The sequence below is a fragment of the Paenibacillus sp. FSL L8-0158 genome (assembly GCF_038592965.1).
Taxonomy (GTDB): Bacteria; Bacillota; Bacilli; order Paenibacillales; family Paenibacillaceae; genus Paenibacillus; species Paenibacillus polymyxa_D.
Genome location: NZ_CP151949.1, coordinates 747,560 through 765,298, shown reverse-complemented (window position 1 = coordinate 765,298; position 17,739 = coordinate 747,560). Strand labels below are relative to the sequence as shown.

The window sequence follows — 17,739 nt, the reverse complement described above, 5'->3', positions numbered from 1 at the left end:
CAGACATACGCAAAACGTATTATCTATGTCCATCAGATAGGCTTTTATATAACTACTTACCGTTTAATAACGATCAGCTTTGTCTCGAGCATTTCTTCCATGGCATATTTTACGCCTTCGCGTCCGGTGCCACTTTGCTTCACACCACCATATGGCATATGGTCGACACGGAAGCTTGGAATGTCATTGATCACCACGCCGCCAACCTCAAGCTTGTCTGCTGCATCCAGCGCGGTCGTGATATTACGTGTGTAAATTCCCGCCTGTAGGCCATAGATCGAATCATTCACATGGTTTACGGCTTCATCTATAGAGCCAACAGAATGAATCAGCACAAGCGGGGCAAACACTTCACGACAGGATACCTTGGAAGTCGGGTCCACATTAAGCAAAACCGTCGGCTCCAAAATACCTCCCTTGGCTTGACCACCCAGAGCGATTCTCGCACCTACTTGAACCGCTTCTTCCAGCCATTCACGGACACGTTCGACATCCTTGGCTGAAATAAGCGCGGATACGTCCGTGTCCGGCTCTAGCGGATCTCCAATTTTCAAACGTTGAGTTGCTTCTATAAATCGGGATACAAAGGTATCATACAGTTCATCGACAACGTAAATACGTTGAACTGATATGCACACCTGCCCTTGATTGGCAAAGGCTCCACTCACACAACGGTCGATGATCGCGTCCACATCCGTATCACGGTCGATAATAACGGCCGCGTTGGAACCCAGCTCCAGCGTCACTCGCTTCAAGCCAGCCTTGGAGCGAATTTCTGTACCGACCGCCGGGCTACCGGTAAAGGTGATATAGCTGACGCGCGGATCAGTGACAAGTACGTCGCCAATGGTTTTGCCATCGCCGCTGATCACGTTAAGAGCGCCCGCAGGCAATCCGGCCTGTTCCAGCAGCTCCGCAATCAAGTAAGCCGACAACGGCGTCTGCTCCGCAGGCTTTAATACGACCGTATTGCCTGCTGCCAGCGCGGGACCCACTTTATGAGCAACCAGATTCATCGGGAAGTTAAACGGTGTAATAGCGCCTACTACTCCGACAGGTTCTTTGAGCGTGTAGGCCATACGGCCCTCGCCGCCTGGTGCGGCATCCAGCGGAATGGTTTCCCCGTGAATCCGTTTGGCTTCTTCAGCTGCGAACTTGTAGGTTTGCACCGTCCGGTCAACCTCCGCCAGCGCAGCCTTCCATGGTTTTGACGCTTCGCGTGCAATGATGCGCGCTGCATCCTCACGCCGCTCTTCCAGCAGGTCAGCCAGCTTCTCCAAAATGGCTGACCGCTGGTGCGCTGGCATGGACCGCATCTCCGAGCGTGCATCAGAGGCCGCCTGAATAGCAGCCTTGGCATCTTCTGGCGTGGCCTCTGCCACCTTAGCAATGATTTCACCGGAATACGGTGATTTCAACGTCGTGTACGAGGAAGCTGCCTTCCATTCTCCTCCAATAAATAAATGCTGCTGCATGCTTTTTCCTCCTTTTCTCTATATTAACGTCTCTCTTACCATCTATTTTACCGTCAGCACCGGACAAGGTGCATGCTGAATCACATGATGGCTCACGCTACCCAGTATCATTTCAGAAACCAGTCCTTTTCCCCGTGTTCCCATAATGATCAGATCCACCTTTTCCTGATCTGCAATTTCACAAATGACACTCGCCGGATTACCATGACCCGCCAACATACGGCAAGGGATGTCCGCGTCCTTTAAATAGTCGGATGCAGGTTCCAGGATATGACGACCTTCCTCTTCGATCCGCTCATCCACATCAACCCCAATCGGGGGCTCATTCATGGATAAAGCCGGGTTTACATGCAATACAGTCAGATGCGGATTCCCCTGAAGCTGCTTCGACAACGTTTTGGCGGTCTCCAACGCCTTCATAGCATGTTCCGAACCATCAATCGCGACCAGAATCTGTTTGAATTTGCTCATCCTCTTTTCCTCCCCAGAAGTTCAATGTTAGTGTGCATCTACCTGAATATCCTGCATATGTCGACGACGTACGACCAGCACAGCTACACCAATCAGTACCATCAATGCTCCAAAATAAAACGGGGTTTCTGCTGAGTACCACTCTGACAGCTTCCCTGCAAGCCACGGCGAAATGGCCCCGCCCAAAAACCGCATAAAGCTGTAGGCCGCAGATGCTGTCGAGCGCTCCACTGGAGCAGCCTGCATAACAGCAGTGGTAATCAATGTATTGTTAATCCCCAGGAAAATACCAGCTACAATGACGGCGACAATGACAGTCGTTGGCGAACCGGCTACCGTCCCAATCGCCATAACACCTAAATCAATGGCAAACAGCGTCAGCATGATACTAATGGAAGATACCACGCTCAAGCGTGCTTGAATCTTCGGTGCTACAAACACCGAGGTAAAGGCCAGCATAATTCCCCAGCCAAAAAACACATAACCCAAACCATGCTCGTCCAGATGCATTACATATGGAGAATACGCCATCAACGTAAAAAATCCAAAGTTATATAACAATGCTACAATGCCGAGCGTGAGCAAAGCCGGATAACTAAGCGCTTTGAACGGATCGGCAATGGAACCGCGTTTTTGGGGCTTTGGAATCGAAGGCAGCATAAACGTAATGAACAAAAATCCCACTACCATCAGTCCGGCTACACCGAAAAATGGACCGCGCCAGGAAATGGAACCTAACTCACCGCCCAGCAACGGACCCACTGAAATCCCTAGGCCCAATGCCGCTTCATACAAAATAATTGCTTTAGCTGTTCCAGAAGTGGACAGACCAACAATCGCAGACAACGCTGTTGCGATAAACAAAGCGTTCCCCAAACCCCAGCCTGCACGGTAACCCACAATTCCGCCAACTGTATTGGCCGTGCCGCCCAGTCCGGCAAACACAATAATAAACAAAATCCCTGTTAGTAGTGTCCATTTGACACCCAATCGACTAGATACGACGCCTGTAATCAGCATCGCGACGCCTGTTACCAGATTATAGCTGGTGAACAGCAACGACACTTGGCTTTTCGTAGCATGAAGCTGATCAGCAATGGCCGGAAGAATCGGATCGACCAATCCCAGACCCATAAATGAAATAACACAGGCAAAGGCGACCGCCCATACCGCTTTGGGCTGAGACAGCAAGCCTGAGCGTTCTTTTAACTCTTCAGGTAATGCATGTTGTGAACTCATAATATGATGTTACCTCCACATCTGAATGTAAATGTTCTTGCTATGATGGGTCGCGATCAAGTTCCTCATCCAAAAGGATTTTGCGTTCACGAACCCTGACCCGCAACTCCTCCAACTCAGTCTGGAGCAAACGGATGCTGTTGATTTTTCCCTCCATTAATTCCAACTGTTCGTTCAGTGTACCTTCCATATCCTCCAACATGGCCCGTCGCTCGTTCGGTTGCAAATGCTCCGTTCGCTCGCGATATTCCTCCCGCTGTCCCTTGAGCATTTCCGCCGCGGACATGTAACGCTGAAGCTCTTGCAAGGAGAATCCAAGTACTTCCTTGGCACTCACTATTTTTTTTAGTAAATCCACATCCTCCTGCGTATACAGGCGCATATTTCCTTCACTGCGCTGCGGGGAGGGCAATAATCCGATTTCCTCATAATAACGAATAGTTCGCTTCGTCAGACCACTTTGCTTGGCGACCTCATCAATTTTATACGTAACCATGACACCCACCTTATGAAAAAGATTATATATAAATACTACGCCTCTATAACGTTAACGTCAACGTAAACTTTGGTATAAAAAGAAACCGCCTCTATTGGAGACGGTTCCTGTTTTGACTAGCACGGTCATAGACCCGAAGCATCGGCGCTCAAGCCCATGAATATAGCTTTAGATGAAAATGGTACGTGTGATGATAACCAGCAAAATGAAGAGTACCAGAATAACACCAGTGGAAGTAAACATGTTGTAGCCGCCACCACCGCAACCTCTTTCTACTTCACCCATCTTAAGTTCCTCCTCCCTCTGTCGATTACAACAAATCGCCCGAAATCAGATTCATAAGCTACGAATTAGATAACGAATGCTTTGGAGATAATAACGAGCAGAATGAAAAGTACCAGAATCGCTCCTGTGGATGTAAAAGCTCCATAACCAGCGCCTACTCCAGACATGCTGATTCCTCCCTTCATGGTTTACAAAAGCATCTTATGCTTATGCCGTCATCCATGATAGGGACAAATGCCGCGCCTGCCGCCCAAATCTAGGTTGGGGTTGTACAGTCCTGTTATTCTTCAGACCCGAGCATACCGTGATAGAGGAGGTTTCGTGCCTGCTTGGCAAGCACAGACGGACTTTCACGTCCAGGCAGCAATTTCGTTAACGTCAGCCGTTCAATCAAGCCGATCACGCATTCTGCTGTCAGTTCAGGGTCCAGTTCCTCACGGCAGGAGCCCCATCGTTGCGCCGCCAGTAGATGCTTTTTGATATGCTCGGCCATTTCCGCCTTAATGCGCACCGAGTCTGCCGCCTGGTAAAATCCGACACGAGTGATCGCCGGATTATTAGACAACACGCGAAAAATAGCTTCCAGAAACACTTGTCCCCGTTGCAAAATTTCAGCTTCGCTTTGATCCGGGCCTATCTTCATGCTTTGAACCGTTTCATTCACCAAAGTACGAAAGCTCTCCACAAGCTCATCATGCATCTGTTCCTTGCTTTCAAAATGAATATAAAAATCCGGTTGCGTCAATCCTGCGCGTGCCGCGATCGAACTTACCTTTGTCTGATAAAACCCCGTCTGAGCGAACTCTTCAGCCCCTGCTTCCAGTAACAACCGTCGACTCTCCCGACTTCTGACTCCTGCTCCCATCACGGTCTTGCCCCCTTACGCCACAAATCTATCGTATTATAAAGTTCCTTTGCAGTAAGAACAACGGGCTTGAGGATGATATATACCTGTCCTTCATAAGTCCTAATACAGAAGGACCGAAAGTTTTGGAAAATCAAGGGCATCTCCCTACAAGGTATAATTAACCAATCTGATGGTGAGCGAGCAGGATTTATTAAGCCGAATTCAAATATTTATACTTGAGTTTTGCACAATCCTGACTTTCGATATATATCAGTGATGAGGACAATATTTGCGCATCATCTCAATCGTCGTCAGATCATCATCCAGCCCCCGTTGTTGCAAGCCGTCGATAATTTGCTGACGTTCCTGATCTTTGACATTTTGACCGAATTTAAACTTGGCAGTCCATTCCTCCGGTACAATTTTGATCAGAGCGACCCCTTTCAAACGTGAAGCATACCGTGAATCACTAGCATCAATCGTGTCATACCCGCCTTCCGGTTGCAGCTTACTCATAAATATGGAGAAGGCCGATGCTTTTTCTTCCAAATCCACTACATGCTCCGCATGACCACGCACGGTAACACTTTTAAAAAATGAAGTCGCCGGACATGCCATATGTTCATCCGTGAAATAAGATGGAATGAGCGCATATTCTTTGGCGGCTGAAAAAGTAACCCGATTATCCTCTTTCATCCGTTCCATCTTTTCTCCAGCACGGCTGCCATGAATATAAAAAACTCCATTTCCATAAGCGAAATTCAAGGGAACCACACGCGGAAAACCATCCTCGCTGTTCATACCTAAAAATCCGAAACTGACCTCGCTTAGAAACTGCTCTATTTCCTCTAGTTCTGCCACCGCAAATTCTTTCCTTCTCATAGTGAACTCTCCTTCCATCTATTGACCAATGATACATTTCAGATTATGTTGAAAATGGATTCATAAAAAGACCCAATATGAACGAAAATGAGTGGCCCAATTGAAGGAGAAGAATATGGATATTACGATTGCTTATCAGCGCGCGCTTCAAAAATATCATCTAAAATATTCGGCATTGTATCATGCTCTTCGTGAGGGAATCCTCAATGGTTCCCTTGCCAGTGGTACGCGTCTGCCTTCCACTCGTGATCTGGCTGTGATGTATGGAATTTCGCGAGGGAGTGTTAAAGAAGCATACGATATGCTGTTGGCAGAAGGATATGTAGACTCGGCAGTAGGCAGAGGAACCTTTGTTATGCAACAGACAGCGGTGCTACCAAACCCATCTCAAATCGGCCAGCAGAATCAGAATCCACCCGTTGCCAAGCAAAAACCCCCTACTCTGTCAGCATGGGGACAACGAATCATGCAGATCGAAAGGGAACGAAACTTACAGCCGTCTCCTGCTTCTGCTACAGATAGAGACCGTACGCAACAGCCCTTGATTTCTTTTCAGGCAGGAGAAGTTGTACTGGAGGGCAATTCACAGATCGCATGGAAAAGTGCACTGACTGCCGCTGGAAAAGATCTGCAAAAGCCCTCGGCTGACGAGACGACTGCACCAGTGAGCGGTGATGAATGGCTACGTGAAGCGATTTGCCATCATGTTGGCAGAACACGCGGAATTACGGCCAGCCCGGATCAAGTCGTATTATGCAGTGGTTCCATGGAAGTAATAACGTTATTAAGTCAGTTGCTTATTCATGAACAAGATCGAATTGTATTGGAGAATCCCTGTTATTCCGGCATCTACCGTGCAGTTACTGCCTCAGGCGGACAGATACTCGCTGCCGAAATAGATCAACACGGAATTGTCCCACAGGATTGGAATTCCAAATTGCTGTTTGTTACGCCTGGACGACAGTTTCCAACCGGTGCAGTGTTGCCATTAGCACGCCGTCAACATATTTTGCAATGGGCAGCATCCAAGGGAGCGTGGATCATTGAGGACGATTATGACAGTGAATTCCGCTGGGCAGGACGACCCATTGAACCGTTAAAAGCACTGGATCGCGCAGAATGTGTCATCTATGTCGGCTCCTTTTCCAAAAGCATGTTCAGCAGCCTTCGACTCGGATTTGCAATCCTTCCCGTTGAATTAGCCCAAGCGCTGACAGCTGCCAAACGACTATACGATCCCCTACCGCCTGCCCGCTTGGAACAGCGCGCACTGGCACGTTTTATGATGCGCGGCGACTACGTTCGCCATGTGCGTCGGATGACTCGCATATACAGATCACGCTACGACGTGTTCCAGCGGGAAATACAGCAGTTGAATGAACTGTTTCACTGGCATCAGAACGATTGCGGGCTACATGCCTATGCCATCTGGAAGCATGAGTCTGCCCAGTATCATCATTTGATGCAGACAGCACGGTTTTACGGAGTCACATGGCGTGATGCCGCCGATTACCAACTGACACCGGGACCTCCATCTGCCTGCTTTATCTTTGCCCATTTAACGGAGCAACAAATTATTGAAGGGTGTAACCGTCTGCGCCAGGCTTGGGACAGTATCAAACATCAGTATCACGGAGCAACGCTGAGGCTTTAAAAGGGTACATTCGTACTTTGTATATAGCAAATTAGACTAACGATAAAGAAGACTTGCCCTTTCCATTCCCTTACTTTTTCATATGATGCTAGTAACTTAAAAGAATTGGAGTGAAAGGAATGGCAATTAGTCCGCTTTGTAAAAAGTTTGCCGCTATATTAAAAGCAACACCTCAAATCATTAACGGAGTTTGTACTGCATCTACAGTCAGAAATAACATCAAGCCGATCATTTTGGGGAAAAGGGCCAGATCCTTTCTTGCAATCCCCCAAGCTTTTTCTTTCGAAAGTATTGGCCGTAACGGAAAAGGATTATGTCTTGGCGAAACCGTGATTCTGACCGCAGAAATTAATCCGTTTATTTCTCGACTTCGTAAACATGATATCAAAGTGACGGCACTGCACAATCACTGGCTATTCGATAACCCCAACCTTTGGTACATCCACTTTGAAAAAGTAGAAAAGCCGCTTGTTTTCGCCACAGAAGTACGTGACGCGCTTAATGTCTTGACAACGAAGCCTGTACGGCCGGTTATTAAAAAAAAATAAGCTATCAATAAATGCAAGAGATCCGCTAAAGCGGATCTTTTTTTGTTATGGGCGGAAATTTGGAGTCTAAGCGCTGGCTGCTACCAAACGACTATACGATCCCCTGCCGCCTGCCCGCTTGGAACAGCATGGGCCAAGCATGAGACCGTATTAAAAATCAGTGAGGAACCCCTTATTTAATCACGAGCCCCAACAGCCCTACAAATGATGAAGCCTGATGCGGTGAAATGATGCAGCCATTCAAGTCTTCTATCTCTACTTGTAATCCATCAAATTCGCAATCACTGAGATCAATTCCCTTGAGCTTGGACCCCGACAGGGTGGCTTGATCCAGATTGCAACGGTTAAAAAAAGTTTTTTGTAGTGTTAAATGATACAGATCGGCACTTATCAAAGAACAATCCTCAAAACCAACCTGCTTAAAATTTGCAAAACGAAACATCGAATAATCCCCTAAGCAATCCGAAAAACGAACGTTTTGGAGTCTGCTTCTGGAAAAGTCTATTCCAAGCAATTTACAGTTTTTGAACTCTACCCGATGGATAAAGGAACCGGAAAAATTAATATTAGACAGATCGCATTTATCAAAAATAACGTCTGTCCATTCACTTTCCGGCAATGACGATTCCATGATCGTTACATTTTTAAAAGTCATCTTCTCTAATGAAACCTTAACCGCTTCCACATTATCCAAAATCATATCCTCTACAGCCCCTATACTATATTCGTCTTTGGAGCGTAAGGAATACATTTCTTCATTTAATATAGGCAAGTCGGCCGGGATCTTTGGCAACTCCATTTTAATTTTCATAATACCTCTACCTCCACCATTGAGAGCCCTCTAGGACATCTATATGAATCTATTTTCTATCAATTCTCATACATAGGGTAGCAAAAGTATTTCTCACACATATATTAACGTAGTGAGCACGCTCACGAACCTTTGTTAGGAGGTTGATAACATGGCAGTACAGCTATCTAATCAAGTGTTCTCCATCTCTGTCGGAGATTACGGGGATCTCTCTTCCTTGCGACTGGTAGGGGACACTTTTAATACCAACTATGTTATGAACAGCTCCAACGCACCTAAACAGAATACGTCGGATCATCAATGGCTGGGTGAACTTATGTTCACCTATCGTCTCGGCAACGGAGCGTGGACTCGGGCATGGACAAGCAATTCTGCTGATGCGCGCCAGATCACCTCTTCTGGAAACAGTGTCCAGGTGGCCTATCAGAATTCATCAAACAATCAGGGAATACGTAATTTCATTTTACATGAAACTTATTCGTTGGTTAACGATTATTTGCACTGGCAAATGAAAGTAACGAACAGCTCTAATCAAACGCTGGAGATCGGAGATTGGGGACTGCCACTTCCGTTTAACGAGTACTGGTCCGGTGGCAATAATGAACAAATTTATGAAACCAGAGTACTCTCACACTCCTTTGTAGGCCATAACAGCTCCTTTATTACTGCCGGACGACCTAGCGGCATCGGACCGTATGTACTACTAATCCCTGATTCCTCAACGGGGGCTAGCCTCGAATATCAGGACCATTGGAGAACTGAGGAGCATCCCGGCAGCACATGGGCTATGGAGCAAGGGGGCTGGTCCGAAGGACTGAATGTGTTCTATATCCACTCCAATGTCATCAAGAGCACCAACCGTGGCTATCTTGGAAGCACCAGTCTGTCGCTGGCTCCTGGTGAAAGCAAAACGTATGCCTTTAAATTTTACAAGGTAGCGGACGAGCAGGCCGTAAAGGACAGGCTGTACAGTGAGGGACATGTGGATGTGACCGTGGTTCCGGGTATGATTTTCCCGACGAATCTCAAGGCTAAGTTCGATCTGCATACCAGCAAATCCATCACCTCTGTCACCGCGCAGTATCCGTCCGAAACGACCATCAGCTATCTGGAAACAGCCCCTACAAACCATAAAATATATGAACTTACATTGGGACGACTGGGACATAACAATATTACGGTAAACTATGGTAACGGCGAAAAAACCGTTCTCCAGTTCTATGCCATCGAGCCAGTCGAAGCTGCACTTCAGCGTCACTCTACCTTCATGGTAAACAGCACCCAATGGAACGTGCCGGGCGACCTGAGGGACAAGGTCTTTGATGACTGGATGATGCAGTACAAGGCCAAACGCAACAGCTTTGCTGGTTACTGGGGCTGGGGTGATGATTGGGGACTAACTCACGGCCAGTTTCTGGCGGAGAAAAACGTTCAGAAACCCGTGGCATCTGAGATCAAGGCAGTCGATGATTATTTGGAGGTGGCCATCTGGACGAATTTGATGGAAGGCCATCATACCGATTATTTGGTTCCTGATTTCCTGATGCCGCAGCCTAACACGACACCAACGTACCGTGGCTATGCCTATCCGCACATTTATAATACGTTTTTTAGCATGTATAAACTTGCCAAGCTGTATCCCAACCTGATCAGCTATCGCAATAGCAAAAACACATATTTGCTACGTGCTTATCGTATTTTTAAAGCGTTGTATGAAGGCCCTGTTGCTTATAACTGGAACACGGGACTCATGGGTGAGCTAACTACACCTGATATGATTAAAGCGCTTCAGGAAGAAGACTTAACCACCGAGGCTAACGACCTGATTGCCAAAATGGCTACCAAGTACAACAATTTCAAAAACACCACCTATCCTTATGGCTCTGAGTATAACTATGACAATACAGGCGAAGAAGCCGTATATACACTCGCTAAAATGAACAACAACACGACGATGATGAGCAAAATCAACGCCAAAACGCGTGCTGCACGCGGTCATATGCCTGTCTGGTACTATTACGCCGATCCGGTCACCATTACCGGAGAGAATTGGTGGAACTTCCAGTACACCACCTCACTGGCAGGCTATGCGATGGATGACTGGACACGTCGTTATTCGTCCAAGCCTGAAGTGGATCAGCGTCTATCCTATGCCGCCAAGCTGGCGAACATCGGGGCGATTAACTCGGGACAGATCAGCTCTGATCCTGCCAACATCGGAGCGGTATCGTGGACATATCAGGCGGGCAAGGGCAATTATGGCGCACTCGGTCTGGACGGCGGTCCCCTCTTTAACGGATGGCGCGGCATGTCCGGGGAAGCCGATCTGGGGCTGTTTGGAGCCATTAAAATCCTAAGCTCGGATGTGGCTGTAGATCCAATATTCGGCTTGTTCGGCTATGGCTGTGATGTTACAGAAAGCAGTAACAGCTACGCGATTACTCCAAAGGACGGTGTATTCCAACGACTGCATCTGATCACCCAAAAGCTGAGTGTGGAGCTGAATCGAGACCAATATAGCTTGGCCATCGTGTCCAAGTCCAAGAACAACATCCGCCTGACACTGAAAAATATGACCCCTGGCACGACTCATACCACCGTTATGAGCTTGACCGGACTCGCGGCAGGTACGTATGACGTGCTCGTAGACGGCACCAAAACCGGATCAGTCACGGCTGCTAATAGCTCTGTGACAACGGTCAGGATGAATATCGGTACGGCAGCCAACTATGATATCCGTATCCAGTCGAGTACAGACAACCCGTCTCCCGTCGGAGACATTGTAGCCCGTTATGAATTTGACGAAATGGCCGGATCTACCGCAGCCGATTCTTCAGGTTATGGACAGCAGGCCAATGTAAGTGGGGGCACGTGGGGAGCCGGACGGAAAGGCAATGCCCTGCACTTTAACGGTACAGACGCCTATGCCAGCCTGCCCGGCGGTATCGTTAGCAGCTTAAATGACTTTACGATTGCTGCGTGGGTACGGGTGAACACGCATAACGGCTGGGCACGCCTGTTTGATTTTGGAGCAGGCACGGATCGGTATATGTTTTTGACACCTAAGGCCGAGGGAACTGGTATGCGCTTCGCTATCACTATCTCGGGGAACGGAAAGGAACAACAGTTGAATGCGCCGGAACTGGCAACAGGGGTTTGGAAGCATGTCGCCGTGACTTTGTTAGGCAATACTGGAATGATGTATGTGGACGGTGTAGAGGCGACGCGTAACACGAACATGACGCTGAAGCCTTCCAGCCTTGGACTGACAAACCGGAACTATATTGGGAAATCCCAGTTCGATGATCCCTATCTGAACGGCGCAGTGGATGAACTGATCATTTACAACAGAGCCCTGACCGCTCAGGAAATCCGGGGCTTGGCCTCGGCAAGTAGCATCATTACAGCCCATGATGTGGGAGCCCGTTCATATGCTGAAGAAGCAGATTAGAATACATTTATGCATTCATTCATGCCGTTAACGTTGTAGATTGTGAATGATTTGTACCGTGAATCATTTGTGTCGTGAATCATTTTCGTCGTAAATGATTGGTATCGTGAATAATTCTTGCTATATTAGCTCCACCCCCGGATTTCTTAAGTTAAGTCTGTAATCAGGGGAGAAATCCGGGGAGATGGTGCTTCCGAAGCAAGCAGTCCTTCGGAAAGCTTTTAAAGCGACCGCTTTATCGAGACGATCAGCGGCAGCTTTTCCATCTGGAGGGCGTTTAGCTCCGTCTAATGCGTGTCGTTCTTGGTCTTAAGCGAACCAGTTCCTCACTGGTGAGTTGCCTAGTATAGGAGCGAGGGGAAGATCCTGTATCTACCCTCAGTACCCTGCCTGCCCCGTTGGGGCGGGCTACCCGTGTGTTAAATACCTGCATGGCCCACTGCACCGGAAAGGCTATGGATAAGCGACCATCTGCCGTGCCTGCATAGTTGACCGCAGCTGCATAATTATCTGACTGTCTGAGCCATACAGAACCAGAATCCCCAGGTAGTGATACGGGAGTCGTACCTCTAATAACCGTCTGATCTTCGAAGGTCAGTAAGCCCAACTCTCCGCCATAATTGATTTGCAGGTCCGTATAGACGGACTCTACCGTGCCATTGACCCGTCCGGTCGTACGCCCAACCTTCTTCAATCTTTCCCCTATGCGATAAGCGGTAACATGGCCCGGAATCGCTCCTACTGTAGCGTAACGCGGACTGAACAGGTTGTTACTTGGCGGAAGCGAAAGCGCCGCATCAATCAGGTTCGTTCCGGTGGGATTCAAGCGTACGTAACGATATAGCCGTCCTATACGATCCTGGGTAACGGTCCCCCCATCGGCTCCACCTGGCTGAATTGTAGCCTCCCGATTGTCTGTATTGGAGGGATTGAGGACATGGTTATTGCTAAAAAGATAACGTGTAGCCGGCGCTCCAGTTGGGGCAACGATGAGTCCAGTTGTACCGGAGCCTTCAATCGTCCCGACACTGTAGCCGGCGATGACCGGGCGTATGCGCACTCTGTAGTCCGTAGCATTGGCTCTGATCTTTCCAGTCTTTACAATTCGGACTGGAACGTTCGTTTTCTTTCCTAATGCGGTGGCCGACAGGAGTCCAGTAGAGGCCGACGCTAAACGGTCCGTGTACACAATGACAGCGGCTCCCCTTTTGGGATGGGCAGGGTCCCTGTATCCTACGCCAATGCCGTGGACACCGGACATTTTTAAGACTCGCTTGGCCATCCGCTTTTTCACTTGAAGCGCGGCCGAGAAGGTAGCCAACATAATCATCCCCTTTTACATTCAGATGAAATATTGTATGGCTAAGACCGCTTCGCGTTCCATTCGATCTTACGATCGCTGTATTGAAAGGCATATGAAAACATACCATAAAATGGTATACTTAATTCCGAAATTGACATCTTATCATTTGATTCTGATGTTCAAGGAGGTACTTTATGTTTTCAATCATGTTGACATACAGCATACAAGCAATTGCAATTTTACTAATTATCTTTGAATCGTTGAGAAAAAACAGAAAAAAAATAGGCTGGGGATCACTTTCACTGCTGTTATCTCTTCTTGGCATGGCTGTTTCTTTTGAATTTGGCGATTACATATGGGGAGACCAGTTGCTTTCCTTTTTAGGATTGTCCGCATGGTCCAATCCTGTCGATAATACTGGGTTTCACTACACCATTTATCTATCCAGTATTTTTTTTATTCCCAGTTTAATCATTGGATATAAAAATCCTAAAGAGTTTGGAGCTACAATCGGAAAACGGATTTCTAGTATATATCTATTTTTGATCATCATTTCGCTTTTATTTTTTATAATAAGTATTTTCTCGAAGTGAAAGTTGGATCTGCGTCGTTCCAAAACAAAAGCCTTCTTCAGCAGAGGGTTTCTGTTTTATCACATTAACTCCGAACAATCCTGGGTGGGTAATTAGATCAAGGAGCTGATATTATCTATAATTCATTTACCTCAATATTTTTTGCGGCGTTAACTGCAATCACCCTGATAACACTGCCAAAATTAGAAGCTAGGGTGAGTAAAAGCACAATGTTAAAAGTGAGAATTGCAATCATAATAACAGTCCTGCTTATCGGAGTTGTATTGTATATAATTGATCCGCAATGGTGGATCATTGTAGCCTTTGTATTTTTGTTTGTGATTACTGCTATCTTTTTATTGAAACGTTGGCGAGAAAAAAACTGAATTACAAAAAACCTTCCTTATTTATAGGAAGGTTTTCGTGTTAGCGCTGGGGGATATTTATGTCATGGGGATGATGGGAAGTATCATCCGCCTGCCCACCGTCTCCATCTTATCCCTTAACCGCTCCCTCTGCGATGCCCTCCATAATGAATTTCTGAAAGAATGCATAGATCAGGATAACCGGGATGGAGGTCAGCACGAGTGCGGCCAGAATAAGCGACCAATCCTTGTTGTACTCTCCAAACAGCATATTGGTCGAGAGAATCAGGGTGTAATGGTTCACATCCGTCAGCATTAACAATGGAAGCAAAAAGTCGTTCCAAATCCACAGAAAATCCAAAATCGCGATGGTAACTGTAATCGGTAGCAGCAAAGGAAATATAATGCGAAAGAACGTCTGAAACTCATTACAACCGTCCATTTGTGCGGATTCTTCCAGCTCACGCGGGATGGATTTGACGAATCCATGATACAAAAAGATCGCCATATTCACACCCAAGCCGATATAGATCAGAGCCAAGCCGTACGTACTGCCTTGAACGGACAAATCTTTTGCCATTCGTGTAAGCGGTATCATAATGGAGTGGAATGGTACCAGCATCGATGCGACAAATAGGAAGAAAATCGCACTGCTCAGTTTCCCCTGTGTACGAGACAGCTTGTAGCCTGCCAGCGCCGAACAGATCACAATGCCACCAATGCCGATAAAAGAAATAATCGTGGAATTCAGAGCACTGTTCAGCAAATGAGTCTGATGAAAAGCCTGACTGTAATTTTCAAAGTGAAGCTTTGTCGGCAGCGCCGTAAAGGATGCAAACATCTCACCCTGTGTTTTAAACGAGTTAATTACCGCCATGTAGATCGGGAAGAAGGACACGACTGCGCCCACGCACAAAATCAGCGTAATCAGCAAGGAATTGGCTTTCTTCAACCTCATGCCTCCACCTCCCTCTTCTTCATGACACGTAGCTGAATCAGGGTGAAAATGAGAACGATCGCGAACAAAATTACAGATTTGGCACTCGCATAACCATAACGGAAGTTGTTGGAGAACGCCTCCTCATAAATGTTCATTGTAATCACCTGTGTACTGCGCCCCGGCCCCCCGCCAGTCAGTCCGTATACGACCTCATACACCTTGAAGGCACCATTCAGCGTGAGGAAGAAACAGATCGTAATCGCATGGGTAATCATCGGCATCGTTACGCTTCGCAATGTCTGAAATGCGTTCGCCCCGTCAATAATCGCAGCTTCCTTCAAGCTTTGTGGTACACCTTGAAGCGCAGCCAGATAGATGATCATCATATAACCGACACCATTCCAGAGCGACACGATAATAATAGCGAAGAAAGATACTTTCGGATCGCCCAGCCACGATTGGCCCAAAAAGGCGATAGCCGTCTTTTCGGCGATCTGTGGCAGCACGGAGGAAAAAACAAATGTCCACATAAATGCGCTAATAATGGTACTGATCATATTGGGCATAAAAAATATCGTCCGGAAAAATCCTTTGGTACGTGTACGCGACTCAATCAACACTGCCAGTGCCAGCGCCAGTACATTTTGCAGTACGATCATGACGAATACGTATTTAAGGGTAAACCAAAGGGAATTGAGAAAATCGGGGTCTTCCTTCAACGATTCCACAAAGTTCCCCAAGCCGATAAAGCTGTAATTGGGATTCAATCCGTTCCAGTCTGTAAAGCTGTAGTACATGCCGCTGATCGTTGGAATGAGCAGAAAGATGGCATAAAAGATCAGCGCCGGGGCTGTAAACGCCAGTAGCATGACGTATTTTTTATAGATTTTAAAAGGCATGGAGTCTCTCCCTCCTGGTGTAATTCTGTAGGTTACCGTTACTTGTTCACTTTGTTATACGATTTCCATGCCTTATCCAGCGCCTTAATGACGTCATCCTGCGAGAGCTGACCCGCATAATAGGATTGTAGCGATTTGCCTGCTTCGTCCTTGACCGCTTGCGGGATCGATGGATCTTGGTACGACTTGCCTGCTTTCACATATTCGGTAGCGTCATTAACCCAAGGATAGCTTTTAAACGTATGCACTTTGGAGATCGGGTTAAATTTCAATGCTTCATAGAACGCGCTGGAATCCTTGTCATCCAGCACATAGTTAACAAAATCGAGCGCAACCTCCTTATTCTTGCTTGTAGAGGATACAGCCAGCGAAGTCGAAGTGGACAAATTGATCAGTGTCGCATTGGGATCGTCATTGATCGGCAGCGGTGCTACCCCAAAATCCATCTTCGGATCCGATTTTAAAATCGTTTCCGCAAACCACGGTCCCTGAATCCACATCGCCGCTTTACCCGAGGCAAACGCAGCCGATCCATCATCCCCACCGATTTCCAGCGCCTTGTCTGTACCGTTACTATTCACCAGATCAATAATGTCGAACATGCTCTTCATTTCGGAAAAGGAGACTTTATCCTGATTCATCCGGTCGATAAAATCCTTATTCTGTGTGTTCATCATCGCACCCGCTGTCAGCGGCACGAACAGCTGTGGAATCCAGGACTCCTTGTAGGACAACAGGAACGGTTTCACATTATTCGCTTTCAGCTTCTCGACCACAGCCTTCATTTCGGTCAACGTTCCTGGCGGCTGCAAATCCAAATCCTTAAATATCTTTTTATTGTACAAGTAGCCCCATGAGATCGTCTCCAAAGGAACCGCTACGACCTTTCCGTCTTTGGTTGTCACCGAAGGCTTCACACTATCCATCAATTTGTTAACAAAAGGCTGACCGGACAAGTCCTCCAAATAGCCCGCTTTATAAAACGGAGGAATTTCATTCACCGCGTGTAATGCAAATACGTCCGGCGCATCGTTGGATGCGAGTCTTGTCTTCAAAATTTGTGCGGCGTTGTCCGCAGGTGGCATCTCCAGTTGCACTGTAACGTCGATATTTTTATCTTTCTTCTCTTTCGCTACGAACGCATTAATGTATTTATCGTAGTGCTCCTTCAAACGGGGCTGAGCAATAAACATTTTGAGATTCACCGTTTTGCCGTCTCCACCGGAACCGCTGCTGTCACTGCCTGAAGAATTCGCTCCACACCCGGCCAATAACGTGCCAACCAGCATTGTGCTCAATACACCTTTCCACATTTTCATGAAAAATGACCTCCCCTATTTTGAAAATAACTGCTACCCACCGGCAAATCAGTTGTTATTCAAAGCAGCTATGCCACCGGTCTTCAATCTCTATTCAGCTCTGTGCGAACTTCATAAAGACCAAATTCCTTTGTATCGCTCCTTTTGTATACGCTTTCATTATAGGATGGGAGGTCACTTCT

General features: G+C 47.1%; 16 protein-coding genes. 4 read left to right on the top strand and 12 right to left on the bottom strand.

The annotated features are described in order from the left end of the window. Positions 1 to 56: 56 nt before the first annotated feature. The 7 genes from NSQ68_RS03395 to NSQ68_RS03365 form a co-directional block, all read right to left on the bottom strand. On the bottom strand, positions 57 to 1,475 hold the full coding sequence (locus NSQ68_RS03395; protein WP_342427969.1) for an aldehyde dehydrogenase family protein: 1,419 nt from the start codon (positions 1,473 to 1,475) through the stop codon (positions 57 to 59). Between the two features lie 42 nt (positions 1,476 to 1,517). Then, positions 1,518 to 1,946 carry a universal stress protein gene (locus NSQ68_RS03390; protein WP_307352388.1) on the bottom strand — a complete coding sequence of 143 codons (429 nt, stop codon included), beginning with the start codon at positions 1,944 to 1,946 and terminating at the stop codon, positions 1,518 to 1,520. 27 nt (positions 1,947 to 1,973) lie between these two features. Next, complete coding sequence (locus tag NSQ68_RS03385) at positions 1,974 to 3,185, bottom strand: MFS transporter (RefSeq protein ID WP_342427968.1); 1,212 nt, start codon at positions 3,183 to 3,185, stop codon at positions 1,974 to 1,976. 40 nt (positions 3,186 to 3,225) lie between these two features. After that, on the bottom strand, positions 3,226 to 3,681 hold the full coding sequence (locus NSQ68_RS03380; RefSeq protein WP_250243108.1) for a MerR family transcriptional regulator: 456 nt from the start codon (positions 3,679 to 3,681) through the stop codon (positions 3,226 to 3,228). A gap of 350 nt (positions 3,682 to 4,031) precedes the next feature. Next, positions 4,032 to 4,133 (bottom strand): hypothetical protein, encoded by a 102-nt coding sequence (locus tag NSQ68_RS03375; protein WP_014599460.1) that lies wholly within the window; start codon positions 4,131 to 4,133, stop codon positions 4,032 to 4,034. A gap of 113 nt (positions 4,134 to 4,246) precedes the next feature. Beyond that, positions 4,247 to 4,831: a TetR/AcrR family transcriptional regulator gene (locus tag NSQ68_RS03370; RefSeq protein ID WP_342429058.1), complete on the bottom strand. Its 585-nt coding sequence runs from the start codon at positions 4,829 to 4,831 to the stop codon at positions 4,247 to 4,249. Positions 4,832 to 5,083: 252 nt separating this feature from the next. After that, a complete protein-coding gene (locus NSQ68_RS03365; RefSeq protein WP_342427967.1) occupies positions 5,084 to 5,695 on the bottom strand; it encodes a pyridoxamine 5'-phosphate oxidase family protein in 612 nt (203 codons plus the stop codon). 115 nt (positions 5,696 to 5,810) lie between these two features. On the opposite strand from NSQ68_RS03365, the gene NSQ68_RS03360 reads away from it, so the two are divergent. Next, entirely contained in the window at positions 5,811 to 7,349 is a 1,539-nt protein-coding gene (locus NSQ68_RS03360; RefSeq protein ID WP_342427966.1) for a PLP-dependent aminotransferase family protein, read from the top strand. Between the two features lie 119 nt (positions 7,350 to 7,468). Next, a complete protein-coding gene (locus NSQ68_RS03355; RefSeq protein ID WP_342427965.1) occupies positions 7,469 to 7,897 on the top strand; it encodes a DUF1259 domain-containing protein in 429 nt (142 codons plus the stop codon). A 172-nt stretch (positions 7,898 to 8,069) separates the two neighbouring features. Here the strand turns inward: NSQ68_RS03355 and NSQ68_RS03350 are convergent, their stop codons facing one another. Beyond that, a complete protein-coding gene (locus NSQ68_RS03350) occupies positions 8,070 to 8,708 on the bottom strand; it encodes a pentapeptide repeat-containing protein (protein WP_342427964.1) in 639 nt (212 codons plus the stop codon). A gap of 151 nt (positions 8,709 to 8,859) precedes the next feature. Here NSQ68_RS03350 and NSQ68_RS03345 point away from each other — a divergent pair, with 151 nt between their 5' ends. Next, positions 8,860 to 12,159: a DUF5695 domain-containing protein gene (locus tag NSQ68_RS03345; RefSeq protein WP_342427963.1), complete on the top strand. Its 3,300-nt coding sequence runs from the start codon at positions 8,860 to 8,862 to the stop codon at positions 12,157 to 12,159. 277 nt (positions 12,160 to 12,436) lie between these two features. Here NSQ68_RS03345 and NSQ68_RS03340 read toward each other — a convergent pair whose 3' ends face one another. Then, positions 12,437 to 13,483, bottom strand: a complete 1,047-nt coding sequence (locus NSQ68_RS03340; RefSeq protein ID WP_342427962.1) for a hypothetical protein — start codon at positions 13,481 to 13,483, stop codon at positions 12,437 to 12,439. Positions 13,484 to 13,656: 173 nt separating this feature from the next. Between NSQ68_RS03340 and NSQ68_RS03335 the strand changes: the two genes are divergently transcribed. Beyond that, positions 13,657 to 14,055: a hypothetical protein gene (locus tag NSQ68_RS03335; protein ID WP_342427961.1), complete on the top strand. Its 399-nt coding sequence runs from the start codon at positions 13,657 to 13,659 to the stop codon at positions 14,053 to 14,055. A gap of 474 nt (positions 14,056 to 14,529) precedes the next feature. Here NSQ68_RS03335 and NSQ68_RS03330 read toward each other — a convergent pair whose 3' ends face one another. Genes NSQ68_RS03330 through NSQ68_RS03320 form a run of 3 tightly spaced genes read right to left on the bottom strand, consistent with a single transcriptional unit; the run spans position 14,530 to position 17,557 of the window. Continuing rightward, positions 14,530 to 15,357: a carbohydrate ABC transporter permease gene (locus NSQ68_RS03330; RefSeq protein ID WP_013308681.1), complete on the bottom strand. Its 828-nt coding sequence runs from the start codon at positions 15,355 to 15,357 to the stop codon at positions 14,530 to 14,532. After that, positions 15,354 to 16,238, bottom strand: coding sequence for a sugar ABC transporter permease (locus tag NSQ68_RS03325; RefSeq protein WP_029515844.1), 885 nt, complete (start codon positions 16,236 to 16,238; stop codon positions 15,354 to 15,356). The genes NSQ68_RS03330 and NSQ68_RS03325 overlap by 4 nt, the downstream gene beginning before the upstream one ends. A gap of 38 nt (positions 16,239 to 16,276) precedes the next feature. After that, complete coding sequence (locus tag NSQ68_RS03320) at positions 16,277 to 17,557, bottom strand: extracellular solute-binding protein (RefSeq protein ID WP_342427960.1); 1,281 nt, start codon at positions 17,555 to 17,557, stop codon at positions 16,277 to 16,279. Between the last annotated feature and the right edge of the window lie 182 nt (positions 17,558 to 17,739).